This window comes from Burkholderia contaminans, assembly GCF_029633825.1.
Taxonomy (GTDB): domain Bacteria; phylum Pseudomonadota; class Gammaproteobacteria; order Burkholderiales; family Burkholderiaceae; genus Burkholderia; species Burkholderia contaminans.
In genome coordinates this window covers 1,502,259-1,528,525 of record NZ_CP090642.1, presented here as the reverse complement: position 1 = coordinate 1,528,525, position 26,267 = coordinate 1,502,259, and the positions used below count along the sequence as shown (strand labels likewise).

The window sequence follows — 26,267 nt, the reverse complement described above, 5'->3', positions numbered from 1 at the left end:
GAAAACGCCACGGACTTTCGTCCGTGGCGTTTTTCCTTGTGCGGCTGTCCGACGCATGCGCGGCCGCAGTGTGCGTCGAACGTGGTGTGACGTTACCCCTGCTTCGCCCAAAGCGTGCGGCCGAAGAACGTCAGCGTGCGATCCCACGCCATTTGCGACCATACCGGATCGAACTGTGTGCCGGCGATGCGGCCGGGGCCGACGGCCGTTTCGTTCGCGAACGCGTGATGCGCGAGATAGCGATGGAATTCGACATTGACCTTTGCATCGGTCAGCTTCTTCTCGAGCGCATCGACCTGGTCGATCGCGAAGAACGCGTCCTGCGTGCTCCAGTGGCCCATCAGCGGCACCTTGATCTTCGCCGGATCGAGGTAGTCGAGCGGCGGGAGGCCGTACCACGTGACGCCCGCATCCGCATCGGCGAACTGCAGCGACAGCAGCGTGAGTGCGCCGCCCATGCAGTAACCCGTCACCGCGACACGCGAGGCGAGCGTCTTCAGATGCGTGACGGCGCCCGGAATGTCCTGTGAAGCTGCGTCGCCGAAATCGAGCCCGGTCATCAGGTGGTGTGCTTCCTCTTCCTCGACCGTCGATTTGCCGCGATACAGGTCGGGCACGAGCGCGAAGTAGCCACAGCGCGCGAGGCGATCCGCGACGCCGCGGATCTGGTCGTTCAGCCCCCACCATTCCTGGATGACGACGACCGCGGGCGCACCTTCGGTCTTGGCCGGCGTGGCAAGATAGCCCTGCAGTTCCTGGCCGTCCGGGCGTCGAAACGTGATCATGGAACCGGATGTTTGAGACATGAAACCGCTCCTTTTCGAAAAATGCGATGAGTGCGGCATCGGGGCCGGCCTGCGGGCACGGCGACGATCGGGCAAGCCGGGCGTCGTGGTTCCGCTCGCGTTCGTTTCGGCCGGCACCGACCACGCGGCCATTCTATGCGCAAACACAGGCTGCCGGCGTGTCGCGCGCCGTGCGACTCGCGATCTGCGAGATCGCTTCGATCGAGGTGCGCGATTCGCTCCGGAGGCGGTCGTCCGGAAAGCAAACACCCCGCCCCGATAAACGGGAGCGGGGTGTTTCGTTTGCCGCGTGCGTATCGGAATACGCGTGGGGCGTGCTCTGCTTACTGGCCGAAATATACGGAGTCGCGGCCGTCCTGCTTGACCGCGATCGCACGGCCGGCGCGCACGCCGGCGGCGGCTTGCGCGCCGTAGCCGGTTTCATCGGCGTTCGTCACGCGGGCCTGGGCGGTCTGCAACGCACGCGGGTAATACTGGTCGGAGACTTCGGGCTTGTAGCCGGCCTGTTCGAGCTGGACGAGTTCCGCGCGCACCTGGGCGCGCGTCAGCTGGCCCGACGGGTTCGACTGTGCGAATGCACCGTACGACGCGGACAGGGCGGTTGCGGCGACGACAGCGTAGATGAACGACTTCATGATGACCTCCGGTTTCATTGATTTCGCGCCTCGCTTGTTGCGTTCAGCGGTTGATTGCATCGTAGCGATCGCGTTACCGGTCGGAAATACGCGTTCCAGCGAATAATTATTGCAACTGGGTAAACGATCCGGGTTGGCGGGTATTTCGTCTGATGATTGTGCGGCCGTCCGGCGCTCGATATGGACTGCGGACGGAGCTATGTGCGGGGCGATGTCGTCGATCGGTCGGCGCCACAAAACGATCAGTTAAATCGGATTACGAAGTATTGGAGCGGGGCAGTTGATATCGTTCGCTCGGTATCGCGCGAATTGCCGCGTCACTCGACCAGGACCGCCTGCCGTTTCCGGTATTCGGCAGGCGTGATTCCGACGTGCCGGGTGAACGACCGCCTGAGCGTATCGACATTTGCGAAGCCGCATTTCGCGGCGACCTGTTTCGGCGTGTCGTGGCCGTTCTCGAGCAAGTGGCGGGCGGCCGAAATGCGGGTCGCCTCGACCCATGCGGCCGGCGTCATGCCGACTTCCGCGCGGAACAGCCGTGCGAAGTGGCGCGGGCTCATGCCCGCATGCTTCGCCATCTCCGCCACCGAATGCTCGAGTTCCGGATTCGCCGCGATCCAGCGCTGGACCTCCTGCAGTACCGAACGTCCGGCGGGGCGCGCCTCGCCCTTGCGGCTGAATTGGAGTTGTCCGCCCGGGCGCTTGAAGAACATGACCAGTTGCGCGGCGACGCGCCGCGCGATCTCGCGGCCGAGATCTTCCTCGACCAGCGCGAGTGCGAGATCGAGCCCGGCCGTGACGCCGGCGCCGGTGCGCAGCTTGCCGTCGCGCACGTACAGCGCGTCCGCGTCGACGGCGAGCGATGGATACGCTTCGGCAAGCGCGTCGGCTGCGGCCCAGTGCGTGGTCAGGTGACGCCCTTTCAGCAGGCCGGTGGCCGCGAGGATGAACGCGCCGGTGCAGATCGAGCCGTAGCGCTTGCTCTGCACGGCAGTCGTTCGCAGCCACGCGAGGACGTCGGTGCGCAGCGAGATCCGGCCGGCGCTCGGCGCGCCGGCGACCAGCAGCGTGTCGATGCGCTCCGGAATGTCGGGAACGATCCAGTCAGGCAGCAACTGCGCACCGGACGAGCTGCGGATCGGGCCCGACTCGCTCGCGATGATCCGCAACGTATAGAACGGCTTCCCGCATTCGGCGTTCGCTTGCGCGAAGACGTCGAGCGGTGCGGAGACATCGAGCAGTTGAACGCCCGGAACGGCGAAAATTCCCACGATCTTCGGCATGATCGATTGTGTGTTGTGTCGAACGCGACGGATAGCAGTATAGAGGCGTGAGCGGTGCGCGAGGCGGGTGGTGGAGCCTGTTTGCCGCGTTCTTTTTGCCGCGCGGGCGCCGTGTCCGTCCGTCGCGCAAAATGGCAGAATTTGACGTAATACGTCTATTGAAGACATCTATCGGGTTCCGGAGAATCGAGGGTGTTTTCAATGGAGGTCGATCATGACTGAGAACGTTGCAGGCATCACCATTCCCGATAGCCAATTGACGCGCGAGATCACCGAGCTCGTTCGCGATACCGCGTCTCCGTTGCTGTTTCATCATTCCAGCCGAGTCTTCTATTTCGCGGCGCTCGCGGGCCAGCGGCGCGGGCTGAAATACGATCCCGAGCTGCTCTACTGCGGCTGCATGTTCCATGACATGGGGCTCACGCACAAACACAGCAGCGCATGCGAGCGGTTCGAGGTCGACGGTGCCAATGCCGCCCGCGATTTCCTGAAGGGCAAGGGCATCTCGCAGCAGGATATCGACGTCGTCTGGACTTCGATCGCGCTGCATACCACGCCGGGCATTCCGCAGCACATGCACCCGGTGATCGCGCTCGTTACCGCGGGCGTCGAAATGGACGTGCTGGGCCTGACGTATCCGGAATACAGCGACGTGGAGCGCGAGGCCGTCGTTCGTGCGCATCCGCGTACGCCGCACTTCAAGGAAGACATCATTCAGGCGTTCTACGACGGGATCAAGCACAAGCCTGACACGACGTTCGGCAACGTGAAGGCCGACGTGCTGGCAGACAAGGATCCGCATTTCCACGCGGGCAATTTCTGCAGCGTGATCCGGTCGTCCGCGTGGGCCGGCTGATTGCTCGCGGTATGGCGCACGATCCCGGGTATTGGGCGTAGGTCGTGCGCGAATAGGGAATCGTGGCTACTGAATGACCAGGTAGTTCGACCGTGTATGCCAACCGCGCGATCGAACCCGGGCACTCGTGATCGCCGCATTGTCCGGCGTCAACACCATCATTCGGAAAGCCGGCCCGGGCGACTCCGCACCGTTGCAGGACGTCTGGCGCGATCGCGCAGTGATCTTGGCGCAGCGCATGCACGCCAGGGGTGTCGGCGCGTACGACACGTTTGCCGTGACCGACGAGATCGGCCGATACACGAGGCGGAAACCGACTCGGCAGTCAGAGAGCAGACGCCGATGTTTGCGTGCTTCCCGACGGTTAGCGGCCGGCAGATGTCGTTGGACAGCAGCGCGCGTCAGATCGTCGGGGTGTCGAAGGACATTCTTCGCGACAAGCCGGCAACTGTGCGAAGTCCGGGACGACTTTATGGCGCGGGCATCGAGACGACATAGATTCGGCTTGCTGCGGAGTCGAGGCAAGCAGGGCGGGTAGGTGTTGTGGCATCGCCCGCGTCGCCGATGGAAAGGTACCCGTTTATGGGGGCGTGATTCGTTGCGCTGCCGGATTTGAACCGATACGAGCGTTTCAATGGCTTCCACACTTCATGACTTGCCCGACAGTCCCTGTGTCGGGGTGTGCTCGACGTTGTTCGACGATGTCTGCAAGGGATGCGGCCGAACGGCCGACGAGGTCTCGCACTGGGTTTTCATGAACGATGACGAGAAACACGCGATATGGGAACGCATCCGGCACGAGTGCACGGCGATGCGATTCCGTCGCGACGGACGGTGAATCGCCTGGAGCGGCGTTCCGGGTGACAGGGGCACGCTCGAAGAGCATATCCAAGCCGTGATCGAACCGCGCGACTTTGTCCCGAAGGATGAACCGGCGAAATCGGCGCAAATGAAAGCAGTTTAAAAAGTTGTTACGTGACAACCGTGCGACGTCGTCGGGACTTTATATACTGAATTATTGCACCCGTTCCCCGAGGCGAATCTTCGATTCGCGGCCACAGACGCTTGTCTTCATGTGGAACGGGCATGTCGCCCTCGCCTTCGCAGGTACCCCGACGAACACCCACGCGCGCCCATCATCCATGTCCGCATGTTTTTCGGCAAAACGCCTATAATGGTTGGGCAAATTGCCGGGAGAGGTCATGAGCACCATTGCTTTCCATCCTTCGGGCGTCGCGCATCCGCGCCAGGCCGAATTCACGATTCTCGAACAGCTGCTGGCAATCCGTGTCCGATCGGGGGCCGATCTTGCCGAGCTGGCGAGCGCACGCGTCGACGTCTCGGTGATCGACCGGCTGTCCGAGCGCGGTCTGAAATCCGACGAGCTGGCCTTCATCATTCCGCGTCGCACGCTGAGCCATCGTCGTCAGGCGCACGAACGCCTGTCGCAGGAGGAATCCGACAAGGCGATCCGTCTCGCGCGCATCGTCGCGCAGGCGACGGCCACGTTCGGCGACCAGGAGAAGGCGATGGCATGGCTGCGCAACGGGCTTCAGCGCTTCGGCGGCCGCACGTCGCTCGACATGGCGAGCACCGAGCATGGCGCGCGGCTCGTCGAGGAAGTCCTCACGCAGATCGACGAGGGGTACTTCGCTTGACGATGCTGTGGCGGATCAGCAATTTCGCCGACCTGAAAGGCATCGGCGGGTTGCGCGCCGGCGGGCGCTGGCATTTTGCCGGGCAGCCCGTCGTGTATCTCGCCGAGCATCCGGCCCTCGCGCTGCTCGAGACACTCGTTCATTTCGAAATCGCCACGGTCGCGCAATTGCCGAGCGGCTACCAGTTGCTTCGCGTCGAGGTGGCCGATTCGGTCGATATCGCCGAAATTGCGGAGGGCGACGCGCCTGACGACTGGCGAACCAACGTCGACTGGACCCGCAGCGCCGGCACCGAGTGGCTGCACACGCAGCCGAGCGCGCTGCTGCGCGTGCCGAGCGTCGTCGTGCCGCACGCGCACAACTTCCTGCTGAATCCGCTGCATCCGGCCGCTTCCGGGGTCCGTATCGCGGAAGTCATGCAATCGCCGTACGACACCCGGATTCTGCGGCTGATCCAGTCGCCGCCGGGCGAATAGGGAACGGGACGGCGCGCGATCAGCGCTCGTGTGCGGCGCGATCCGCGGCCGCATCGGTCGGCAGCGTCTGCCGGATCCGCGTGACCGTTCGCGTGCTGACGAGACCGAGCATCGCACTGACGTCGGCATGCGCGTGGCCTGCAAGCAACTGGCGGCGCGCATACGTATTGCGCAGCACGCGCGGGCTCATGTCCGCCGCGTGGAAGCCGATCGTGGTCAGCGCGTCGCGCACTACGAGCAGCAGGAACATGTCGTTCATCGCGCCACCGCCGCGCGGCGCGGGAAACAGCAACGCGGAGGGCGGTGTGTCGGCCGAGCGCACGCGCCAGGCGGCGAGCGGCGCCAGTGCAAATTCGTCGAGCGTGATTCGGCGCGCCGGCCGCGCCCGATCGCGCGGCACGGAGAGCGCAGGCGGCTGCGCGTCGAGATCAGGTGCGTCGCAGGTGGTCGCCCGTATTTCGGCCGATGTGATGCCGCTCGCAAGCAGCAGCGCGACGATCGCGCGATTCCGGCAGTCGGTGGGCGTGTCGTTTGCTCGCGGCTGCACGTGGCGCTGCAGCGCCGCGTCGGCATCAGGCGGCAGATAGCACGGCTCGGGCTCGCCGTCCGGCCATGCGAAATCGCGCGTCGTCCGGCCGGCCGGATGGATCGTGCGCACGCCCGCTTCGACCAGGTGCCGGCTCAGCCGGTCGATCAGCTTCGCGTAGCGCACGCGGGTCGACGTGCCGGGCGTGCAGGTGCGATCGAGTTCCGCCAGAAAGGCCGCGACGTGGTCGGGTCCGAACGTGACCAGCGACACGCGTTGAGCGATCAGAGAACGCAGGAACCGTTCGAACATCGCGACGTGCTGCACGACCGAGCGCGGCGCGAACGGCTGGCGATCGGCGCCGGTCGCGGTGGTTTCCTGCCACGCGCGGAAGGTGCCAACGGGGTCGTGAATCCAGCGATTCGTGTCCATGCACGATTTATAGCCGGCCGCGGTCACGCCCGCAATCGCTACGATGTTCTGTTGGCCGCCCGGCACGTTGCAAGCGACGTATCAGTGCGCGGTGCGCGCGTCGTCGATGCCGTCGTTGTTCATCGTCAGGTAGACCAGCACGAGCAGCAGCGTGATGAAGAAGCGGAACGCGTCCGGCACGCCGTTCCATTGCTTCGACATCCACATGCCGAACCACTCGCCGCCGACCGACATGAAGGCGACCTGCCACGTGAGGAAGCCGAGCGTCAGGCCGGCGATCGCATACGCCTTGGCCGCGCGGAATGCCGTATCGCCGCCGCGTCGCGCGCGCAGCAGGCGGACACCGCCGATCCAGCACAGCATGGCCGTCAGCGTTTCCATCGAGATGATGCCGATATAGCCGGCGTGATGAACCCACTTCGTGCCGATCGCGCGATACATGATCCCGTTGTCGGGGAACGTCGTGTCCATCAGGAACACGTGATGCACGAACGCGAAATTCGTCGCGTAGTCGGTCATGTTGCCGAACGCGACGAGCGACGCGAAAAAGGCCATGGCAAGCACCATGGCTGCCTTGGAAAGACGAACCATCATAATGGACTCCGAAGTGAACGGGCAGGCGAAAGCGCGACCGCGCGGCGATCAGCCGGCGTTCGGGGCGATACCTGCGTGAGCGTGTCCGGCGGGGCCGGCGGTTTGCGTGCGTGGCACGGCGGCGCGGAGATCGGGACTGGAAAACCTGAAGCCGGGGCGGCGTCGAGGAGACGCACACGCCGGCTGGATCGAGTGCCCGCGCCAGGAGGGAGTGGCGATTGTCGGTCGAACCACGAGTGTCGTCAAGCGGGGGACACTGCCGGCCGTCGCCGTCGCCGTCGCCGTCGCCGTCGCCGTCGCCGTCGCCGTCATGCGTCGCGCGAAGGCGCAGTCGCCGCTGCCGTTCCCGTTTGTCCGCTCGGTCGCGCCAATGCAGCGAATGCCAGTTGCGTCGCGATGGCCGCGAGGGTGCCGGCCGCCATGCCGTTGCCGAGCACGATCTGCACCGGTGAGCCGAAATGGCGATACAGGTTCGGCACCAGGATCGGTGCAAGTCCGACGACGAGCGCGGCCGCGAGCGTGTACTGGTTGGCGCGCGCGTGCAGGTCGATGCTGGCGAGCAGCCGGATGCCCATCACGCCGATCATCGCGAACACGACCAGCGCGGTGCCGCCGACCACGGCGGCCGGAATCGCATACGCGAGCCGCGCGAGCGGGGCGAACAGCGCGATGACGATCAGGATCGCGCCGGCCGCAGCCGTTACGTAGCGTGAGCGCACGCCGGTCGTCTGCACGACACCGATATTCTCGGCGCTGGTTACGATCAGCGGCGTGCCGAACAACGCGCCGGCGAGCGACGCCAGTGCATCGCCGCGTATCGTCTTCGGCACGTCGCGCGACAGCGAGATCGCCTTGCCGCAGGTTTCGCCGACGGCAACCGTCTGCGCGGTGGCCTCGGCCATCGAGATCGCGGTGAAGATCAACAGCGGCAGCGCGGCCAGCACGTCGAAGCGGGGCATTCCGAACGGCAGCCATACCGGATGCGTGAACAGCGGGCCGTGCCACACGTCGGCGAGCGCCGGCATTGCATCGAGCGCCCAGCCGAGCGTTGCGCCGGCCACCAGGCCGATCAGCACCGCGAGTCGTCCGAGTGTGCCGCGGAACGCACCGGCCACGACGACGGTGGCGACGATCGTCGCCAGCGCAAGACCCAGCGCGCGCGGCTGCGCGAAATCGGCCGAACCGGGCTGGCCGACGACGATCGTCGCGTAGATCCGGATCAGGTTGACCGACACGAGCAGCAGCATCGCACCGACGACGATGCGTGGAAAGAGCCGCAGGCAGCGCGTGAAGACGGGCAACAGCACCCAGTAGAACGCGCTGGCGAGCAACGCCGAGCCGGCTGCCGTCGGCAGGCCCGATTGCGCGGCGATGCCGGCGAACAGCATCGTCGGAGCGCCGCCGGGCACCATCACGAACGGCATGCGTGCGCCGATCGGCCCGGCGCCGAGCGACTGGAGCAGCGTGCCGATCCCGCACGCGAAGAACGTCGCGCCGATCAGCTGGACCGTCAGGTCCGCCGGCAGCGCGAGCACTTTTGCGATCAGGAACACGGCCGTGATCGGGGACGCGGCCATCGACAGCACGTGCTGCAGCCCGAACAGCGCGAGCTGCCAGGCGGGCAGCCGTGCGTCGACGGGCGGTGAGATCGGATCGTGCGACACGGCAGGCCCCCAGGATGCGAACGGCGACGAGCGCCGGAAACGGCGGTGAACGGAAGGTCAGGCCCGCAGCCAGGGCAGTTGCCCGGCGCTGTAGCGGAACGTCTGGAACACGCTGTTCAACTGGCCCGGGCCGGTCTTGCGCGCGGCTTCGTCCGGGTATTCGGCGAACCACGGGATCACGTATTCCCAGACGACCTCGCCGACGGGCGTCACTTCGAACAGCCGCCCCGTCGACGATTCGGTGACGTGCGTGTTGCCGTTCGGCAAGCGCTGCGCGTTGCCCATGAACGGCGTGTAGAACAGGTTCACGACGTCGTCCGCGTACGACCACACGACGCGCTGTGTTGCAGGATCGATCTCGACCACGCGCGAGAACACCACATGCGCGCCGTGGCGGAAATTGCCGTTGTCGAACGCGAGGATGTTGCCGTTCGCGAGCGGCACCGGCGCATGCTGGTGCGATACGACGTCAGGGCCGATCCGCAGGTCGACGCGGCCGGTTTCGCGGTTCACGCCGATGATGCCCGACGTCGTGCGCAGGCTCATCAGCACGCGGCCGTTCGCATCGACCGCGAGGCCGTTGACGAGTGGCCAGTGATAGCGCCCGAAGCCGGCCGCGATCGGGAAATCTTCGGGCTGCAGATGGTCGCGCGCGTGCCATTCCCAGACGATCTGCCCGGCCCGGTTCACTTCGCGGATCACGTCCGCATACATCACCTCGTCGTCGCCGTGCGGCGTGCCGCCCGGCACGCGCTGCGCGAACGCGGCGTTGACCGGTTCGCATGCGGCGTAGAGCAGGTTGCCGTTCGGCAGCCATTGCGCATCGTGATGGTGCGCGGGATCCTCGTAGCGCCATACGGTTTCGCCTTCCGGCGTGACTTCGTAGAAGTCGCCGCCATGCCACATCGACCACGGCGCATAACGCGATTCGGATTGCGGATGGTTGCCGTTGTAGCCGAGGTTGCCATTCGGGAGGATCACCGCATGGCGGCCGGGGCGCACTGGCATCTTCCATTGATGCACGACTTCGCCGTCGATGCCGACGAGATAGACGTTGCCGCCGGCCGTCTGCGGCGCGATGAGCGTATAGCCGCCCGCGGAAAGTGCGCGATCGTGGGCGATGAGGCCGACGCCACGGCGGCGCTGGGTAATCTGGTCGACGGTTGTCACTGCGGTCTCCATTCGAATCGGGTACGGGTATGCAGCGGAATCTAGACGATCCGGACGGTCAGTAAAATCGGATTATTCTTGACGGCCTGTTCGGAAAAATCTAACGGATCCTTCATGCGTTCGATATCGCAGACATTCCGCTGTTTCGACGAAGTCGCCAGGCGCGGCTCGATTCGCAAGGCAGCCGACGCGCTGCACCTGACCGCTGCCGCGGTGCACCAGCAGATCCGCAATCTCGAGGAGCAGGTCGGCGTCCCGCTGTTCGACCGGCTGCCGCGCGGCATGCAGTTGACGCTCGCCGGCGAGATCGTGATCGCGGCCGTGCGGCGCGGCCAGCGCGATTTCGACAATGCGCTCACGCAGGTCGAGGACCTGCGCGCGCTGCGGCGCGGGCACGTGAACCTGGCGGTGCCGGCGTCGACCGCGGAAAAGCTCGTGCCCGACGCGATCCTCGCCGCGATGAAGCGCTATCCGGGTGTCACGTACAGTGTGCGTTCGGGAAACGGCGAGAGCATCGTGCGCTGGGTCGAGACGGGCGAAGCCGACATCGGCTATGCGCTGCGCCGGCGCACGTCGGCGGGCGTCGTCGAGGTGCGCGCGTTCGCTCAGCCGCTGGGTGTCGTCACGGCGCCCGGCCATCCGCTTGCGGCGTCAGGCGGCAAGGTACGGCTGCGCGACTGCTTCGCGCATCCGCTGATCCTGATGACGCCCGACACGGAGCTGCGTGCAATGTTCGACCAGATCGATGCACGACAGCCACGCAACGTGCGGCCGCTGGTCGAGACGGGTTCGGTGCCGATGGTGCGGCGCCTCGCGGCCGAAGGCGCGGGCGTCGGCTTCCTGATCGCCGAGAACGTCGCGGACGACGTGGCCGCCGGCCGGCTCGCATGGACGCCGCTTGCCGATGCGGGCGCGCGCTCGTTCAGCTGCATCTATCAACGGGCCGATATGAGCGCGACCGTCGCGATGACGATGTTCCTCGAGTTCTTCTCCGAGTCGATCGAGGCGATGGAGAGCGGCTTCGTGCGCGACGGCCGGCCAGCCGGCAAGCGCCGCCGGGCACCAAGGTAACGGCGTCGCGACATCGGGCGCGCGAGTGCATCGCACTGCGATGCAGTGCAGCACGCGAACCCGCGTGCGAAATCGGTGACGTTGCATACACGACATACGGCCGCACAACGCCATTCCCTTATTGCGGAAAAAATTCTGTTCATGGGACTATCGAACGCGTTGCCGGCGCACCGAGGGGGTCGCAGGCAGCGTGATGTCCATCGCAACGACCTACAAGAACATCGGCAGACAATGAACAGAACAGCGATTTTTCCGTATGCGTCCGTTTTGCTCGCGGCCGCCCTGGTCGCGGCATGCGGCAGCGACGTCGAGAGCGAAGCAGGTCGCACGCCGACACCCTCCACCGATGCGAGTTGCCTCGCAGTCGACAACAGCGGCGCGACGGTCGTGGTGGGCTCGAACCAGCCGGGCGACCCGTCGCTGCCGGAAGCGTCCTCGGGCTATCGCACCGGGATGAAGCCGGTTTATGCGAAGACCTATCTGGTGGCCACGTCGAACGCGTACGCGAGCGCGGCCGGCTGCGCGGTACTGAAGAAGGGTGGTACGGCCGCCGACGCGGCGGTCGCCGTGCAGGCCGTGCTCGGCCTGACCGTGCCCGAGGCGACGGGCCTCGGGTCCGGCGGCGTGCTGCTCTACTACGATGCGCGCGGCAAGACGCTGCAGGCGTACGATGGCCGGGAAACCGCGCCGGCGGCCGCGACGGAGAACTATCTGCGCTACGTCGATGACGCGACCGACCGGTCCGCGCCGCTGCCGAACGCACGCGCGAGTGGCCGCTCGATCGGCACGATCGGCGTGCCGAGGCTGATCGAGGCACTGCAGCAGGATCACGGCCGCCTGCCGTGGCAGAACCTGTTCGGCGATGCGATCACGCTCGCGACCAACGGCTTCCCGATCGGTGGCCGGCTCGCCGACGCGATCGCGGCGAACGCCGCGAACCTGAAGCGCGACCCCGAGGCCGCCGCGTATTTCCTGAACGCCGACGGGACGCCGAAGACGCTCGGCACCGTGCTGAAGAATCCGGCCTATGCGCGCACGCTGACGCTGATGGCGCAGTCGGGTGCGAACGCGCTGTACACGGGGCAGATCGCGCAGGACATCGTTGCGAAGATCGCGACGACGAAGGGCGCGGACGGGTCGACGCTCACGCCGGGCAAGACGACCGTAGCCGACCTGGCCGCGTACCAGGCGAAGCGCCGCGAGCCGGTGTGCACGACCTATCGCAGCTATTGGGTATGCGGGATGCCGCCGCCGTCGTCGGGCGGCATCGCGGTCGCGTCGGCGCTCGGCATGCTCGAGAATTACGACCTGAAGTCGCTGAAGCCGACGGCGATCGATCTCGAAGGCGGCAAGCCGACCGTCGCGGGCGTGCACCTCGTCACCGAGGCGGAACGGCTCGCGTATGCCGACCGCGACAAATACGTGGCCGATACGGATTTCGTACCGCTGCCGGGCGGCACGTGGAATACGCTGCTGAACAAGCCGTACCTGAAATCGCGCGCGGCGCTGATCGATCCGGCCAGGAGCATGGGCACCGCACAGCCCGGCAACTTGGGCGCGGTGCCGCTCGGTGTCGACACGACGCTGATCGAGCACGGCACGAACCAGTTCACGATCGTCGACGGCGACGGCAACGTGCTGAGCGCGACGACGACGGTCGAGTCGAGCATGGGTTCGTTCCACATGACCCATGGCTTCCTGCTGAACAACCAGTTGACCGATTTTTCGGCGAACCCGGTCGATAGCGCGGGCAATCCGGTGGCCAACCGCCTGCAGCCGGGCAAGCGGCCGCGCAGCTCGATGGCGCCGACGATCGTGTTCGGGCAGGCCGCGGACGGCTCGCGCGGCGATTTCGTGATGGCGACCGGTTCGCCTGGCGGCGGCACGATTCCGCAGTACGTGGTCAAGACGCTCGTCGGTGCGCTCGACTGGGGGCTCGACGCGCAGCAGTCGGCGGGGCTCGTCGACTTCGGCGCGAGCAACAGCCCGACGACCACGATCGGCGGCGAGCATCCGAACGTCAACACGACGAACAACGGAGCGAACGATCCGCTGATCGCGGGGCTGCTCGCGCTCGGGCACAAGGTATCGACGTCCGCGCAGGCGAGCGGCGTCAATACCGTGATGCGCGTAACGGTCGGCCAGTCGCCCGCGTTGCAGGGCGGCACCGATCCGCGGCGTGAAGGCGTCGTGCTCGGCGATACGTTCCGACCGTAACCGGGCAGCGCGCGCGGCCCCGAACCGCCTGTATGCATCATCGGGCGGTCGGGGCCGCGCATCGTGAAGGAGTCGCAATGACGAACGCGCATCTGCTTGAAATGGACGCCATCCTGTCGGCGCGGGGCTTTTTCGATTTCCTCGCCGACCTGGATTGCGATCGCGCACTGGACAGTCGCGATGCCGAGCCGTTCGATGCGCAGTGGATGGTGTCGTTCGACGAAGTCGACGGCGATCCAGGCGCAGCCGTCGACCGGCCGGCCGTGAGCGCGCTGAGGGAAAAAGCGTTCAAGCTTGCGTTCGGTGCCGCGGGGAACGCCGGTGTGGCGGCTTGCGTATCCGACGATATCGAACTCATCGCGAGGAGCCGGTTGTCGGGCCGCACCGACGGTTGGCCGATACACTTTCTCTGGAATGCTTATCGAAGCGGCCGGTTTCCCTGCTAGCCGTTTTGTCTGCCTGGTTTCCCGATCCGCCGCGATGCGCAGCGATCCGTCGCTTCTCCGTCGTGTAATGCCCCGCGCGGCACGTCTCCAGCGTCACGCCGTCCACTGGTCAATCCCGTTGCAAGCCGGGATTGTCAAACTATGTGAGGCAATCGTCAGCATTTGCAACGGAAGTAACAGTCCCCGCAAATCAGTCGTTTTGCTCGCCCGCGCCGCTACATTAGCTCCACCTGCCGCATGTCGCGGCAAGGCATGCGACAAGCCGCACGAAGGCGGCCCGCAGCAACAACGTCTTTGGGGAGAATGACCATGAACAAGATTCGTACGATTCTGCTGGGTGCTGCACTGACGGCGATGGCGACTTCGGCGGCGTTCGCACAGACGGCCCAGACCGGCGCCCAGGGTTCCGCAGGTGTCGGCGCGCAGGTTCAGACGCCGCTGCTCGGCGGCGGCGTGGGTGTGCAGGCCGGCGCCGGCGCGAATGCGGCAGGCTCGGGTTCGGGCGCGGGCAACGCCGTCGGCGGCGCGCTGAGCGGCGTCGGCAAGACGGTCGGCGGCGTGGGCTCGGCAGCCGGCGACGCGGTTGGCGGCGCGACGCATGCAGTCGGTTCGGCAGCGGGCACGGCGAAGGATGCCGCAGCGTCGGCCGTCCACTCGACGAAATCGCACGTGAAGCACGTCGCAGGCACGGCGAAGAGCCACGCGCAAGGCGCGGTGTCGACCGTGGGCGACGTAGCCGGCGGCGCGAAGGCGAAGGCCGGCGAGGCGCTCGAAGGCACGACGAACGCGGTGCAGGGCGGTGCATCGGTCGGCGTGAAGGGTTCGGCGTCGGCGCAAGGCGGCGCGCTGTAAGCGTTACGCTTCCCGACACGGCCCGGCCCGCTTCGACGCGGGCCGGGCCGTTTTTATTGGCGCGCGGCGCGTCGTTCATCCCGTCCTCGATACGGGGATGCGTCGGCGTTCGCCACCCATCCGGCGCCGCGACGAGCCTGATGCCCGCCGGCACGAACCGGCGGCGTGCGGCGTGCGTGCCCCCTGCCCATCGCCCTCCCGCCATGCTTAAATAGCGAGGCTCCCGGTTGCCGGGCCGCCGCGATCGCGGCGCCGGCCGATTCGGGCCAGCATGTCCGATCGACATCGTGACGACAGACGACACCAAAACGCCGTTCCGGCCAGTCCGGTGCGGCCCGATAACATTCCGAGGCCTCACGTCATGACCATCCTGTTCCGTCTTCTCGCGCTCGCCTGCGCGCTCTGGCTGGCTGCCTGCGCAGCGCCGCCCCCGCCGTCCGGCAGTACCAGCGCATCCGCCGCCGCGCCGGACGCCAGCGAACGCCGCGGGCTCGGCACTGCATGGGGCGAGTCGGTGCGATCCGAAACCCGTCAGGTTGAATTCGAGCGCGCGGATCCGGCGAAGCCGACGGATCTCGCGTCGATCTACTACAACGACGCGTTGCCCGGACATCTTTCCGCGTCCCAGGTTCGCCGGTTGCCGACCCGCGTCGCGCTCTCCAACGGCGACATCGCGCTGTCGTTCACGGACGAAAAGGGCGCGCCGCTGCGTCTCGCGCGCAACGACGGCCGCTGGCACATGGCGGGCGTCGAAGGTTCGCGCTACATGATCGTGCTGCGCAACCAGGGGCGCCGTACGTTCGAGATCGTATCGAGCGTCGACGGGCTCGACGTGCTGTCGGGGCGGCCCGGCAGCTATACGAACGGCGGTTACGTGCTGTATCCGGGCCGCACGCTGACGATCGAGGGTTTCCGCAAGAGCCGCGACGAAGTCGCCGCGTTCCGCTTCGCGGCGGTGCCCGACAGCTATGTCGCGAATTCGAAGTACGGCGATGCCGCGAATGTCGGCGTGATCGGCGTCGCGGTGTTCGCGCAGAAGGAGAACGAAGAGGAGGCGCTGCGCCGCAACGCGAATCCGTTCCCCGGCAACGACAACGGCTATGCACCGCCGCCAGTGCCGCGCGGCGAATGACGGCACCGCGTGGATCGGCCGCGTGCGTCGTGACGAACGACGCGCGCGGGACGATCCTGGATCGGGGCTGTCCGAACACCACGCCGGCGCACGCGATGAACTTCACGACCATCCTGCGCGATTCATGCGGACACGGATCATTCGGACGAAATCGATTGCGTTGAAGCTCGCGGCGCTGGCGCTGCTGGCCTCGAATGCGGCCGTTTCCTTCGCCGAAACGCCGACACCTGAATCGGTGCGGCTCGCCAACGGTCACGAGATCGAATGGGCACACCCGAGGTTGTTCGAGGTCGACACAGCCCGCCACAGGAAATCGGCACTGATCGTGCCGGCCGCGCTTCGCCATGCATTGCGCGATGCATCGAGTGTGGCGTTCCCGTCTGGCCGTTCGAAGCGGATCGACGGCAAAGACTATCTGCTGGTCGTCGTCAACCGCTCGTCGAGCAGCCGGCCCACCGGATACTGCGGCGCGGGGGAAGAAGGGGCGCTGTACGTGCTGGAACTGCACGGCACCCATGCCGTGCCGCGTTTCTCGCTGCCGGTTCAAAGCTGCCTCGACTCTGTTTCGCTCGACACCGACGGTGGCGCGCAATCGCCCTACCTGGCGATCGCATGGCGCGACGACCCGGTCGGCCTCGACATCCGGTGGGAATCTCTCGCGCACGGCGGTGCAACGCATCGCGTCTATCGTTTCGTGAACGGCACGTTTGTCGAGAACGAGATTCCGCAGTAACGCGGCCGGGCTGCGGCACAATGGCCGTTCGAATTCGCATCGCGTGCGTCCCCACCATCCGGATCGACGGAGCGCCTTATGTCGTTACCCGCTTTCAGGTACCATCCCGACCCGCTGGCAACGGGCAGCGTGATCCGCTCGGACGCGCGCTGCGTATGTTGCGGCGATGCGCGTGGGTACGTGTACGCCGGCCCTGTGTATGCGGTAGACGAGTATGAGCAATGCATCTGCCCGTGGTGCATCGCCGACGGCTCGGCGCACGCGCGGCTCGACGCAGTCTTTACCGATACGTACGGCATCGGCGGCGGCGAATGGGATGAAGTGCCAGACGCGGTCGTCGACGAAATCGCCTGTCGCACGCCGGGCTTTCAGGGCTGGCAGCAGGAACGGTGGTGGACGCATTGCGGCGATGGCGGGCAGTTCATCGGCCGTGCGGGTGCCGGCGAACTGACCGCGCTCGGCCCGCAGGCTATTGTGTCGATTCGGGAATCGACCGGACTCGACGAGGGTGCCGAGTGGGAGCGCTTCTTCGCCGTACTCGACAAGGATGGCTCGCCGACAGCGTATATGTTTCGCTGTATCCATTGCGGCGAACTCGGCGGCTACCAGGATTGCGATTGATGGCCCGGCTGGCGGCATCGCACGGCGATCGCCGGCCCCATCGTCATGAAACAAAGGAATCTTCGTGAAGTTCATCCACGCGGCAGACATACACCTTGACAGCCCGTTGCATGGCCTGAGCGCGTATCCCGACGCGCCGGCCGCGCAGTTGCGCAACGCGTCGCGCGAGGCGCTGCGGCAACTCGTGGATCGTGCGATCGAAGAGGAAGTCGCGTTCCTCGTGATCGCCGGCGACCTGTACGACGGCGACTGGAAGGACCACAATACGGGCATCTTCTTCGGCCAGCAGATGGGGCGCCTGCGCAAGGCCGGCATCCGCGCGTTCGTCCTCGGCGGCAACCACGATGCCGAAAGCGAGATGACGAAGAAGCTGACGCTGCCCGACAACGTCACCGTGTTCGGCCACCGCAAGGCGGAAACCCACACGCTGCCTGAATTCGACGTCGCGCTGCACGGGCAGAGCTTCAAGGACAAGGCCGTCGTCGACAATCTCGCGATCGGCTATCCGGATCCGGTGCCCGGTTACTACAACATCGGCGTGCTGCACACGGCGCTCGAAGGCTATGCGGCGCACGCGAACTACGCGCCGTGCACGCTGGCCGAACTCCACGCGAAAGGCTACGACTACTGGGCGCTTGGCCACGTGCACGAATTCCAGCAATGGTCGGGGCCGTCCACGGTGGTGTTTCCCGGCAACCTGCAGGGGCGCCATATCCGCGAGACGGGCCGCCGCGGCGCGGTGCTGGTGACGGTCGAGCAGGGCCGCACGCAGGTCGAGCGGCTGTATCTCGACGTGCTGCGCTGGGAAGCCGTGACGGTCGACGCGTCGGATTGCTTCACCGTCGCAGACCTGTCCAGAAAGGTCGGTCAGTCGCTGGAAGCGCTGCTGACCGTCGACGGCCATGTGCCGCGCGCGGTGCGCGTGACGGTCACGGGGCGCACACCCGCGCATGGCCTCTTTTTCGGCCGTGCGCCGCAGTTGCGCGCGGAGGTGCTGAACCAGATCGGCATGATCGGCAACGAGCGGCTGTGGCTCGAGAAGGTTCGGCTCGCGACGTCCGCGGCCGATCACCAGCCGGGCGAAAGCGAGCAGCTCGAAGCGCTGGAGGACCTGAAGCAGATCCTGGCCGACGCTGCGCGCGATCCGGATTTCCTCGAACTGCTCGAACGCGACCTGAAGCCGTTCGTCGGCAAGGTGCGCAGCGACGTGAAGGAAGAGGTGCCGTTGTTGACGATGGCGCGCGCGGGCGAACTTACCGCACTCGTCGAGCAAGTCGGGCCTGCGTTGCTCGCGCGGCTGGCGAGGGGAGAGTAAGCGATGCGGATCAACCAGCTCGATCTGATCAAGTACGGCAAGTTCACCGACGAGACGCTGCGGTTCCCGTCGGCCGGCGAGGATTTCCATGTGATCGTGGGGCCGAACGAGGCCGGCAAGTCTACGATCCGCACGGCCGTGTCGGAGCTGCTGTTCGGGATGAAACTGCAGACCCCGCTCGATTTCCTGCACAGCACGCCCGAACTGCGGATCGGCGGCGTGCTGGAGAGCGCTACGGGCGAACTCGCGTTCCACCGTGCGCGCGGGCGCAGTCCGCTGCGCACACCCGCCGACGACAAGCTGCCCGACGACTATCTGGCAGCCGTCCTCGACGGCGCCACGCGCGAATTCTTCGAGCAGATGTTCGGGCTCGATCACGGGCGTCTGGTCGACGGCGGCCGCAGCATTCTCGACGCATCCGACAAGCTCGGCCAGGTGCTGTTCGAATCGGCTGCCGGTGTCGGCAGTCTCGGGCCGGTGCGTGAGGAGCTCGATGCGCGTTCGGTCGAGCTCTGGGCGCCGCGCCGCAGCGGCAGCGCGTTTGCGCTCGCGGAATCGTCGTTCAACGAAGCCGTGACCGAACTGAAGACGGTCCAGGTGCGCACGCGCGACTGGGTCGAACGCAAGGAGGCGCGCGAAGCGGTCGAACAGCAGATCGAGCAGGCACGCGCGGAACAGCGTCGGCTCGAAGCGCTGCGCTCGAAGCTCGAACGCGTGCGACGGCTGGCGCCATACCTGAAGGAGCTGACGGTCAAGGACGCGGCACTGGCGGAGTTGGGCCCGGTCGTCGAGTTGCCGCCCACCGCGTATGCGGATCTGCTGAAGGCGCAGGGCGATCTCGCGGCCGAACAGAAGGTGCTCGAGGAGCGGCGTGCCGACCTGCTCGCGAAACGGCAGGCGCGCGATGCGATCGACGCTGACGCCGACACGCTGGCGCTCGAAGCCGACATTGAAGCGCTCGATCGGCTGCGCGGCGCGTGCATGAATCATGCGCAGGATCTGCTGCTGCTCGGCGCGGATGTCGAGCGGCACCTGTCGGCCGCGTTTGCAGCGGCCGGCCAGCTCGACTGGCCGACGGACGAAGCGTCGCTGCGCGCGTCGCTGCCGACCGCGTTGTCGCTGAAGACGGTTGCAAACCTGTTGCGCGAACACGGTGCACTGCACCAGGCGCTTGCCGGCGCGCGCGAATCGCTCGACGAACGTACGCGCGAGCTTGCGCAGGTGAGGGAACAACAGGCGCGCCTGCCGACCGTCGATGTGCCGGAGGCGCTGCGTGCGGCGTTGGCCGATGCGCAGGGCTTTCGCAACAGTGGCCAGCGCGAGCAGGCACTCGAACAAGAAATCGCCGCCGCCGAACGCACGTTGTCCGGCGCACTCGATGCGCTCGGCCAGTGGCGCATGCCGGTCGATACGCTGCGTGCGCTCGACGTGCCGTCGGTGGCGCGGCTCGGCACGCTGCTGAAGGAGGACAGCGAACGCGCGAGCGCGGTCGCTGCTGCACGCGACGCGCGGGACGGCGCGCTCGAGGAGCTCGAGCGGCTCGAACTGCAGGAAAAGCACTTCGCGGAGAACCACAAGGTCGTCACGACCGCCGACGTGCTGGCGGCGCGCGCGCGACGCGACGGCGCGTGGGGCGATATCCGCAGCGGCGCGGTCGATCTCGCAACGGGCGCACCTGCGGTCGACGACGCGATCCGCCTTGCGGACGAACTCGTCGACGCACAGCTCGGCGCGACGCAGGCGGCCGCGACATTGCAGTCGTTGCGTCAGCAGGTCGAATCCTCACGTGCCGGCGTGACGCGCAGGCAGGCCGCGCTGGACGAGCGCGAGCGTGAGCTCGCCGCGCATCGCGACGCATGGGCTGCGCTCGCGACGACGGCCGCGGTGCCCGGCATGCCGCTGGCGGCGATGGGTGACTGGCTTGCAAAGCGCGACACGGTGTTCGCCGCGCAGGCCGACCTCGACCGGCTGCGCCGCGAATTCGACGCGATTCGCGCCGCGCGGGCGGGTGCCGAAACCACGCTGCGCACGGCATTGCGTACCGTGTCGCGAGGCGGTGAGTCGGATGGCCTGGCGGCGCTCGTCGCGATCGCCGAGACCTTCGTACAGTCGGCAGAGAAGGCGCTCGCGCAGCAAGACAGCCTGGAGGATCGCGCGCGGGAGGCGGAACGCGGATGCGCGACGGCACAGTCGCGTGCCGGCCACGCGCAGTCGGCCTACGATGCGTGGCATGCGCAATGGCGCGACGCGCTGGCCGACGCCAAGCTGTCCGCAAGCGCGGCGACGCTGGCTGCGGCGGAGGGCGCGCTCGAGCTCGCCAACACGGTGACGGCCGAACTGGCCGATGCCGATGCGCCGCGCAACCGGATCGCCGCGATCCGCGCCGAACTGGCCGCGCTCGAGGCGGGCGCGAGGCGGCTTGCCGAAGCGCTCGCGCCGGAATGGCTGGCGAGCGGCGACTGGCCGGACGTCGCGCGCCGGCTGACGATGCGCCTCGCGGCTGCCAGGGAAATCGCGCGCGCGATCGGTCGTGCCGACGACGCTGTTCGGCAAGCCGACGGCAAGGTCGCGGACGCGGCCGCCGCGGTGGCCGGTGCCGATGCGCGCATCCAGCCGCTGCTGCAACTGGCCGGCGTCGTGTCGATCGACGAGGCCCTGCCGCTGGCCGAACGCTCGGATCGCCGGCGCCAGCTTCGGCAGGCGGTCGATGCCGCCCACGAGGCGCTGGTGCGCGATGGTGACGGCCTGTCCCGGTCCGCCGTCGAAGCGGAAGTCGCGGAACAGGACATCGCCGACGTACCGGCGCACCTCGAAGCGGTGAAGCAGTCGCTCAGTGACGTCGGCAAGCGGCTGAACGAGCTTTCACAGCAGCAGGTCGTGGCCGATCAGGCGTTCAGCGCGATCGACGGTCAGTCGAACGCGGCCGTTGCGGAGTCGAAACGACAGGAAGCGCTGGCGGCGATGGGCGAAGCAGCCGAACAGTATCTGGAGGCGGCCACGGCGAGCCGGTTGCTGAAGTGGGCGACGGATCGCTACCGCGACCAGAAGCAGGGGCCGATGCTCAGGCGCGCGGGCGAGATTTTCGCCGGGCTCACGCTGGGCGAATTCGCGCGGTTGACCGTCGATACGGAACGGACGCCCCCCGCCCTGTATGCACGACGGACGAAGGGGGCATCGGTCGAGGTCGCCGGTTTGAGCGAAGGAACGCGAGACCAGTTGTTCCTCGCGCTGCGGATCGCGGCGCTGGAACTGCAGCTCGGTAGCCGGACCGCACTGCCGTTCGTCGCCGACGACCTGTTCATCAATTTCGACGACGCGCGTGCGAAGGCCGGCCTCGATGCGCTGCGCGATCTGTCGACGCGAACCCAGGTGCTGTTCCTGACGCACCACGACCATCTGCTGCCGCTCGTGAGGGACGTATTCGGCGCGCGAGTCAACGTGGTCGAACTGCAGCGCGCGCCGGCCGGTGCGTGACGCGGGGCGTGCGTGGATGCTGGCGCACGGGCAGCGTCATCGCGAACAGGTAGTATGTGCGGTTCCGAAATGCACGCGGCCGGTTCTGCCGGTCGCGGGTCAGGCCACACGAGGGGGGAATATGAAAAAGCTGGTAGCCGCCATCGCGTTCGCGGCGGACAAGCATCGCAATCAGCGGCGCAAGGACGAAGAAGCGTCGCCGTACATCAATCATCCGATCGCACTCGCCGACGTGCTGGCCAACGAGGCCGGCGTCGAGGACGAGCGCGTGATCGTCGCGGCCGTGCTGCACGACACGGTCGAGGATACCGAGACGACCGAGCAGGAATTGCTGCGGCTGTTCGGCAAGGACGTGGCGGACATCGTGATGGAAGTCACCGACGACAAGTCGCTGCCGAAGGAGGAGCGCAAGCGCCTGCAGGTCGAGCATGCGGCGACGATCAGCCGGCGCGCGAAGCTCGTGAAGCTGGCCGACAAGATCTGCAACTTGCGCGACATCGCGCGGCATCCGCCCGCGGATTGGCCGCTCGAACGCAAGCAGGCGTACTTCGACTGGGCGAAGTCGGTCGTCGATCCGATGCGCGGCGTACATCCCGGTCTCGAGGCGATCTTCGACGCCGCGTACGACGCACGGCCGGCGGACTGAGGCGCCCGCATGCGACCGGTTCGATCCGTCGGATCCGCCGCGCGGCAATCGCCGGCCGTGGCGGGTGTCGATGTGGGTGGCGAAAAGAAGCAGTGCGATCTCGTGATCCTGCGCGGGCCGACTGTCGTCTACCGCGAGGAACGTATCGCGCCCGAGGCGGTGCCTGCGCTGTGCCTCGCCCATGACGTCGTGGCCGTGGGTGTCGACGCACCGAGCCTGTGGTGGACGGGGAGCGGGCGCCGGGCGGCCGAACAGGCGCTCGCGCGCGAACGGATCTCGTGCTTTCCGACGCCGTCGCGGGAGCAGGCGGTGGCGAGCACGTCAGGCTTCTTCGACTGGATGTTCATGGGAGAGCGTGTCTACAGCTCGCTCGCGGATGCCTATCCGCTGCTGACCAGCGCCCGCTATTCAGGTGGGCGCGCGAGTTTCGAAACCTATCCTTATGCGATCACCTGCGCGATGCTGGGCAGGGCCGTCGCATCGGCGAAGCAGAAACGCAACCAGCGCCGGCAATTGCTGGAACGACTGGGAGTCGACGTGTCGACGCTGAAGTCCGTCGATGCGCGAGACGCGACCCTTTGCGCGTTGACGGCGCAATGCGTCATCGACGGGAATGCGCACGCGTATGGCGATGCGGAGGGCGGATATATCCGCGTGCCGATCGTGAGCGAGACGATCGTTCTCGACGCGCTGTAGTCGCGTCGCGCGGCCCGGGCGAGAGGCGTAGCGAAAAGGTGAGCTTTTGCGGGAGGGGCCTGGCCTGCTGGTCGGTGTGACGACTCACGCGTCTCGGGCTGCGACTTTCGGCTGGCAAGCATCGGAATGGCTGGCGCACACGACATGACGCCGGTGCGCGACGCGAGCCTGAGCGGTGTGACTTAATCCTCGAGGATGGCTTTCGGCACGCTGGACAGGTCGCAGGCTTGAGCCTGTTCGAAGTAGCCTTCGGCATCGTCGATCATCACGACGGCGACGTCGATCAGCTCGTCGAGCCGTTGCAGCAGCGATTCACGCCATTCGATGTCTTCGTCGCGCTCGGGCGTCTTGTCCAGTTGCTCGATGATCGAGTCGGCCGTCTGCAGGAAAGGAATCGCCTGCTGATAGTTTTCGATCGAGACCATCGCCGCGTTGCGCGCGCCGACGAGTCGTTCGCGGTGCTCGTCCGCCAGTTCGGATTCGCCGCTGATCCGCGGCAATACATCCGAGATGCGTTGCAGAAGCGGGGGAGCCTGTTCTTCCAGGATGATGGCGCGCTCGCGCAGCGCGGCATATTCGGCGCGAAGGTCGGCGTCGCCGGGTTGAGTGGTGCTGTCCATCGTGGATATGAGTGCGTGGTTCGGTCGCGGCATGATACTCGACGGCACTCGATTCCTTGCTCGTTCCGCGACCTCCTGTATTGGGAGACGGCGGATATATGTCACATCAATAGAGGATGGCTCGCGTTGCGTTACGCGGCCCGTCGAGCCCCAAGCCCCCGTGCGCGTCAGCGCACGGGGGCTTTTTCAAAATATTTTCACAAAGGGCTTGCGGAGTCGGGGGGTGGGTGCTTAGAATCACGCCTCTTTCGCGCTAACGGAAACACGGCGCGGAAGAGGGAAGCAAGGTTGGTGGAGCGCAGCAGTCTGTAGCGCGCAGCCGGCCTGGAAGTTGAGCCCCGCAGTCGCAACGATGTAGTGTAAAAAGTTGTTGACGAGCTGCGAAACACGGTTCATAATCTCGCTTCTCTGCTGCTGAAAACGCAGCGCTGCCGGGAAACACGAAGTTCCTCGCAGAATGCTCTTTAAAAATTAACAGCCGATAAGTGTGGGCGCTTGATGGCAGCGAGCTGATCCTCGGATCAGATAGCGAAAGTATCAAGAGTCTCACACTAAAGTAAGTCAGGTTTATGAAGTGATTCATATTCCTGTCAGCTTTGAGTGAGCGACCGGTTCTTAACTGAACCGAAAACAGTAACAGGTTTAAACTGAAGAGTTTGATCCCGCTCAGATTGAACGCTGGCGGCATGCCTTACACATGCAAGTCGAACGGCAGCACGGGTGCTTGCACCTGGTGGCGAGTGGCGAACGGGTGAGTAATACATCGGAACATGTCCTGTAGTGGGGGATAGCCCGGCGAAAGCCGGATTAATACCGCATACGATCTACGGATGAAAGCGGGGGACCTTCGGGCCTCGCGCTATAGGGTTGGCCGATGGCTGATTAGCTAGTTGGTGGGGTAAAGGCCTACCAAGGCGACGATCAGTAGCTGGTCTGAGAGGACGACCAGCCACACTGGGACTGAGACACGGCCCAGACTCCTACGGGAGGCAGCAGTGGGGAATTTTGGACAATGGGCGAAAGCCTGATCCAGCAATGCCGCGTGTGTGAAGAAGGCCTTCGGGTTGTAAAGCACTTTTGTCCGGAAAGAAATCCTTGGCTCTAATACAGTCGGGGGATGACGGTACCGGAAGAATAAGCACCGGCTAACTACGTGCCAGCAGCCGCGGTAATACGTAGGGTGCGAGCGTTAATCGGAATTACTGGGCGTAAAGCGTGCGCAGGCGGTTTGCTAAGACCGATGTGAAATCCCCGGGCTCAACCTGGGAACTGCATTGGTGACTGGCAGGCTAGAGTATGGCAGAGGGGGGTAGAATTCCACGTGTAGCAGTGAAATGCGTAGAGATGTGGAGGAATACCGATGGCGAAGGCAGCCCCCTGGGCCAATACTGACGCTCATGCACGAAAGCGTGGGGAGCAAACAGGATTAGATACCCCGGTAGTCCACGCCCTAAACGATGTCAACTAGTTGTTGGGGATTCATTTCCTTAGTAACGTAGCTAACGCGTGAAGTTGACCGCCTGGGGAGTACGGTCGCAAGATTAAAACTCAAAGGAATTGACGGGGACCCGCACAAGCGGTGGATGATGTGGATTAATTCGATGCAACGCGAAAAACCTTACCTACCCTTGACATGGTCGGAATCCCGCTGAGAGGTGGGAGTGCTCGAAAGAGAACCGGCGCACAGGTGCTGCATGGCTGTCGTCAGCTCGTGTCGTGAGATGTTGGGTTAAGTCCCGCAACGAGCGCAACCCTTGTCCTTAGTTGCTACGCAAGAGCACTCTAAGGAGACTGCCGGTGACAAACCGGAGGAAGGTGGGGATGACGTCAAGTCCTCATGGCCCTTATGGGTAGGGCTTCACACGTCATACAATGGTCGGAACAGAGGGTTGCCAACCCGCGAGGGGGAGCTAATCCCAGAAAACCGATCGTAGTCCGGATTGCACTCTGCAACTCGAGTGCATGAAGCTGGAATCGCTAGTAATCGCGGATCAGCATGCCGCGGTGAATACGTTCCCGGGTCTTGTACACACCGCCCGTCACACCATGGGAGTGGGTTTTACCAGAAGTGGCTAGTCTAACCGCAAGGAGGACGGTCACCACGGTAGGATTCATGACTGGGGTGAAGTCGTAACAAGGTAGCCGTATCGGAAGGTGCGGCTGGATCACCTCCTTTCCAGAGCTTCTCGCAAAGTTGAGCGCTCACGCTTATCGGCTGTAAATTTAAAGACAGACTCAGGGGTCTGTAGCTCAGTCGGTTAGAGCACCGTCTTGATAAGGCGGGGGTCGTTGGTTCGAATCCAACCAGACCCACCATTGTCTGGCGGTAACACCTGAGGCAAAT

Annotated in this window: 23 protein-coding genes, 1 tRNA gene and 1 rRNA gene; 17 read left to right on the top strand and 8 right to left on the bottom strand. The window is 65.7% G+C overall.

The features are described from left to right. Positions 1–92 precede the first annotated feature (92 nt). The 3 genes from LXE91_RS38980 to LXE91_RS38970 form a co-directional block, all read right to left on the bottom strand. On the bottom strand, positions 93–806 hold the full coding sequence (locus LXE91_RS38980) for a dienelactone hydrolase family protein (protein WP_039362848.1): 714 nt from the start codon (positions 804–806) through the stop codon (positions 93–95). A 323-nt stretch (positions 807–1,129) separates the two neighbouring features. Further along, positions 1,130–1,441, bottom strand: coding sequence for a DUF4148 domain-containing protein (locus LXE91_RS38975; protein WP_011349305.1), 312 nt, complete (start codon positions 1,439–1,441; stop codon positions 1,130–1,132). A 317-nt stretch (positions 1,442–1,758) separates the two neighbouring features. Next, the gene (locus LXE91_RS38970) at positions 1,759–2,724 is read right to left on the bottom strand and encodes a GlxA family transcriptional regulator (protein ID WP_039362846.1); all 966 of its coding nucleotides are present in this window, start codon (positions 2,722–2,724) and stop codon (positions 1,759–1,761) included. 214 nt (positions 2,725–2,938) lie between these two features. On the opposite strand from LXE91_RS38970, the gene LXE91_RS38965 reads away from it, so the two are divergent. From LXE91_RS38965 to LXE91_RS38950, 4 genes are all read left to right on the top strand, one after another. Next, positions 2,939–3,580 (top strand): HD domain-containing protein, encoded by a 642-nt coding sequence (locus LXE91_RS38965; protein WP_011349307.1) that lies wholly within the window; start codon positions 2,939–2,941, stop codon positions 3,578–3,580. A 634-nt stretch (positions 3,581–4,214) separates the two neighbouring features. After that, positions 4,215–4,418, top strand: coding sequence for a DUF1289 domain-containing protein (locus LXE91_RS38960; RefSeq protein ID WP_039362840.1), 204 nt, complete (start codon positions 4,215–4,217; stop codon positions 4,416–4,418). Positions 4,419–4,782: 364 nt separating this feature from the next. Continuing rightward, positions 4,783–5,238: a type II RES/Xre toxin-antitoxin system antitoxin gene (gene parS, locus LXE91_RS38955; protein ID WP_039362838.1), complete on the top strand. Its 456-nt coding sequence runs from the start codon at positions 4,783–4,785 to the stop codon at positions 5,236–5,238. Then, the gene (locus LXE91_RS38950) at positions 5,235–5,714 is read left to right on the top strand and encodes an RES family NAD+ phosphorylase (RefSeq protein WP_039362836.1); all 480 of its coding nucleotides are present in this window, start codon (positions 5,235–5,237) and stop codon (positions 5,712–5,714) included. The genes parS and LXE91_RS38950 overlap by 4 nt, the downstream gene beginning before the upstream one ends. 19 nt (positions 5,715–5,733) lie before the next feature. On the opposite strand, the gene LXE91_RS38945 is transcribed toward LXE91_RS38950, so the two are convergent. The 4 genes from LXE91_RS38945 to LXE91_RS38930 form a co-directional block, all read right to left on the bottom strand. Beyond that, a complete protein-coding gene (locus tag LXE91_RS38945; RefSeq protein ID WP_039362834.1) occupies positions 5,734–6,672 on the bottom strand; it encodes a tyrosine-type recombinase/integrase in 939 nt (312 codons plus the stop codon). Positions 6,673–6,753: 81 nt separating this feature from the next. Next, complete coding sequence (locus tag LXE91_RS38940) at positions 6,754–7,266, bottom strand: DUF2165 family protein (RefSeq protein ID WP_039362831.1); 513 nt, start codon at positions 7,264–7,266, stop codon at positions 6,754–6,756. Positions 7,267–7,574: 308 nt separating this feature from the next. Beyond that, positions 7,575–8,930, bottom strand: coding sequence for a uracil-xanthine permease family protein (locus tag LXE91_RS38935; protein WP_039362829.1), 1,356 nt, complete (start codon positions 8,928–8,930; stop codon positions 7,575–7,577). 57 nt (positions 8,931–8,987) lie between these two features. Beyond that, on the bottom strand, positions 8,988–10,112 hold the full coding sequence (locus LXE91_RS38930; RefSeq protein ID WP_039362825.1) for an aryl-sulfate sulfotransferase: 1,125 nt from the start codon (positions 10,110–10,112) through the stop codon (positions 8,988–8,990). A gap of 102 nt (positions 10,113–10,214) precedes the next feature. On the opposite strand from LXE91_RS38930, the gene LXE91_RS38925 reads away from it, so the two are divergent. From LXE91_RS38925 to LXE91_RS38875, 11 genes are all read left to right on the top strand, one after another. After that, positions 10,215–11,171 carry a LysR family transcriptional regulator gene (locus LXE91_RS38925; protein WP_039362821.1) on the top strand — a complete coding sequence of 319 codons (957 nt, stop codon included), beginning with the start codon at positions 10,215–10,217 and terminating at the stop codon, positions 11,169–11,171. 231 nt (positions 11,172–11,402) lie between these two features. Further along, positions 11,403–13,388 carry a gamma-glutamyltransferase family protein gene (locus LXE91_RS38920; RefSeq protein ID WP_039362819.1) on the top strand — a complete coding sequence of 662 codons (1,986 nt, stop codon included), beginning with the start codon at positions 11,403–11,405 and terminating at the stop codon, positions 13,386–13,388. 101 nt (positions 13,389–13,489) lie between these two features. Further along, on the top strand, positions 13,490–13,834 hold the full coding sequence (locus LXE91_RS38915; RefSeq protein WP_235442636.1) for a hypothetical protein: 345 nt from the start codon (positions 13,490–13,492) through the stop codon (positions 13,832–13,834). A gap of 309 nt (positions 13,835–14,143) precedes the next feature. Then, positions 14,144–14,686, top strand: a complete 543-nt coding sequence (locus LXE91_RS38910) for a hypothetical protein (RefSeq protein ID WP_039362854.1) — start codon at positions 14,144–14,146, stop codon at positions 14,684–14,686. Between the two features lie 361 nt (positions 14,687–15,047). Beyond that, positions 15,048–15,818 (top strand): hypothetical protein, encoded by a 771-nt coding sequence (locus LXE91_RS38905; protein WP_039362813.1) that lies wholly within the window; start codon positions 15,048–15,050, stop codon positions 15,816–15,818. Positions 15,819–15,978: 160 nt separating this feature from the next. Continuing rightward, a complete protein-coding gene (locus LXE91_RS38900) occupies positions 15,979–16,551 on the top strand; it encodes a hypothetical protein (protein WP_135370835.1) in 573 nt (190 codons plus the stop codon). A gap of 78 nt (positions 16,552–16,629) precedes the next feature. Continuing rightward, positions 16,630–17,172, top strand: coding sequence for a CbrC family protein (locus tag LXE91_RS38895; RefSeq protein ID WP_039362809.1), 543 nt, complete (start codon positions 16,630–16,632; stop codon positions 17,170–17,172). A gap of 64 nt (positions 17,173–17,236) precedes the next feature. Then, complete coding sequence (locus LXE91_RS38890) at positions 17,237–18,487, top strand: metallophosphoesterase family protein (RefSeq protein ID WP_039362807.1); 1,251 nt, start codon at positions 17,237–17,239, stop codon at positions 18,485–18,487. A gap of 3 nt (positions 18,488–18,490) precedes the next feature. Next, entirely contained in the window at positions 18,491–21,961 is a 3,471-nt protein-coding gene (locus LXE91_RS38885) for an ATP-binding protein (RefSeq protein WP_039362805.1), read from the top strand. A gap of 121 nt (positions 21,962–22,082) precedes the next feature. Next, complete coding sequence (locus LXE91_RS38880) at positions 22,083–22,607, top strand: HD domain-containing protein (protein WP_021161966.1); 525 nt, start codon at positions 22,083–22,085, stop codon at positions 22,605–22,607. Positions 22,608–22,616: 9 nt separating this feature from the next. Continuing rightward, positions 22,617–23,303, top strand: coding sequence for a DUF429 domain-containing protein (locus LXE91_RS38875; protein WP_039362803.1), 687 nt, complete (start codon positions 22,617–22,619; stop codon positions 23,301–23,303). Between the two features lie 182 nt (positions 23,304–23,485). Here the strand turns inward: LXE91_RS38875 and LXE91_RS38870 are convergent, their stop codons facing one another. Next, positions 23,486–23,956: a hypothetical protein gene (locus tag LXE91_RS38870; RefSeq protein WP_039362799.1), complete on the bottom strand. Its 471-nt coding sequence runs from the start codon at positions 23,954–23,956 to the stop codon at positions 23,486–23,488. A 611-nt stretch (positions 23,957–24,567) separates the two neighbouring features. Between LXE91_RS38870 and LXE91_RS38865 the strand changes: the two genes are divergently transcribed. Together LXE91_RS38865 and LXE91_RS38860 are read left to right on the top strand one after the other, a co-directional pair. Continuing rightward, positions 24,568–26,099: ribosomal RNA gene (locus tag LXE91_RS38865) — 16S ribosomal RNA — on the top strand. Positions 26,100–26,162: 63 nt separating this feature from the next. Next, positions 26,163–26,239, top strand: a tRNA-Ile gene (locus tag LXE91_RS38860). Positions 26,240–26,267 lie beyond the last annotated feature (28 nt).

Excerpts from the sequence above, each read along its gene's own strand:
- LXE91_RS38980 (WP_039362848.1), bottom strand. The coding sequence starts at position 806 with ATGTCTCAAACATCCGGTTCCATGATCACGTTTCGACGCCCGGACGGC.
- LXE91_RS38975 (WP_011349305.1), bottom strand. The coding sequence starts at position 1,441 with ATGAAGTCGTTCATCTACGCTGTCGTCGCCGCAACCGCCCTGTCCGCG.
- LXE91_RS38970 (WP_039362846.1), bottom strand. The coding sequence starts at position 2,724 with ATGCCGAAGATCGTGGGAATTTTCGCCGTTCCGGGCGTTCAACTGCTC.
- LXE91_RS38965 (WP_011349307.1), top strand. The coding sequence starts at position 2,939 with ATGACTGAGAACGTTGCAGGCATCACCATTCCCGATAGCCAATTGACG.
- LXE91_RS38960 (WP_039362840.1), top strand. The coding sequence starts at position 4,215 with ATGGCTTCCACACTTCATGACTTGCCCGACAGTCCCTGTGTCGGGGTG.
- parS (WP_039362838.1), top strand. The coding sequence starts at position 4,783 with ATGAGCACCATTGCTTTCCATCCTTCGGGCGTCGCGCATCCGCGCCAG.
- LXE91_RS38945 (WP_039362834.1), bottom strand. The coding sequence starts at position 6,672 with ATGGACACGAATCGCTGGATTCACGACCCCGTTGGCACCTTCCGCGCG.
- LXE91_RS38940 (WP_039362831.1), bottom strand. The coding sequence starts at position 7,266 with ATGATGGTTCGTCTTTCCAAGGCAGCCATGGTGCTTGCCATGGCCTTT.
- LXE91_RS38930 (WP_039362825.1), bottom strand. The coding sequence starts at position 10,112 with ATGGAGACCGCAGTGACAACCGTCGACCAGATTACCCAGCGCCGCCGT.
- LXE91_RS38925 (WP_039362821.1), top strand. The coding sequence starts at position 10,215 with ATGCGTTCGATATCGCAGACATTCCGCTGTTTCGACGAAGTCGCCAGG.
- LXE91_RS38920 (WP_039362819.1), top strand. The coding sequence starts at position 11,403 with ATGAACAGAACAGCGATTTTTCCGTATGCGTCCGTTTTGCTCGCGGCC.
- LXE91_RS38915 (WP_235442636.1), top strand. The coding sequence starts at position 13,490 with ATGGACGCCATCCTGTCGGCGCGGGGCTTTTTCGATTTCCTCGCCGAC.
- LXE91_RS38910 (WP_039362854.1), top strand. The coding sequence starts at position 14,144 with ATGAACAAGATTCGTACGATTCTGCTGGGTGCTGCACTGACGGCGATG.
- LXE91_RS38905 (WP_039362813.1), top strand. The coding sequence starts at position 15,048 with ATGACCATCCTGTTCCGTCTTCTCGCGCTCGCCTGCGCGCTCTGGCTG.
- LXE91_RS38895 (WP_039362809.1), top strand. The coding sequence starts at position 16,630 with ATGTCGTTACCCGCTTTCAGGTACCATCCCGACCCGCTGGCAACGGGC.
- LXE91_RS38885 (WP_039362805.1), top strand. The coding sequence starts at position 18,491 with ATGCGGATCAACCAGCTCGATCTGATCAAGTACGGCAAGTTCACCGAC.
- LXE91_RS38880 (WP_021161966.1), top strand. The coding sequence starts at position 22,083 with ATGAAAAAGCTGGTAGCCGCCATCGCGTTCGCGGCGGACAAGCATCGC.
- LXE91_RS38875 (WP_039362803.1), top strand. The coding sequence starts at position 22,617 with ATGCGACCGGTTCGATCCGTCGGATCCGCCGCGCGGCAATCGCCGGCC.
- LXE91_RS38870 (WP_039362799.1), bottom strand. The coding sequence starts at position 23,956 with ATGCCGCGACCGAACCACGCACTCATATCCACGATGGACAGCACCACT.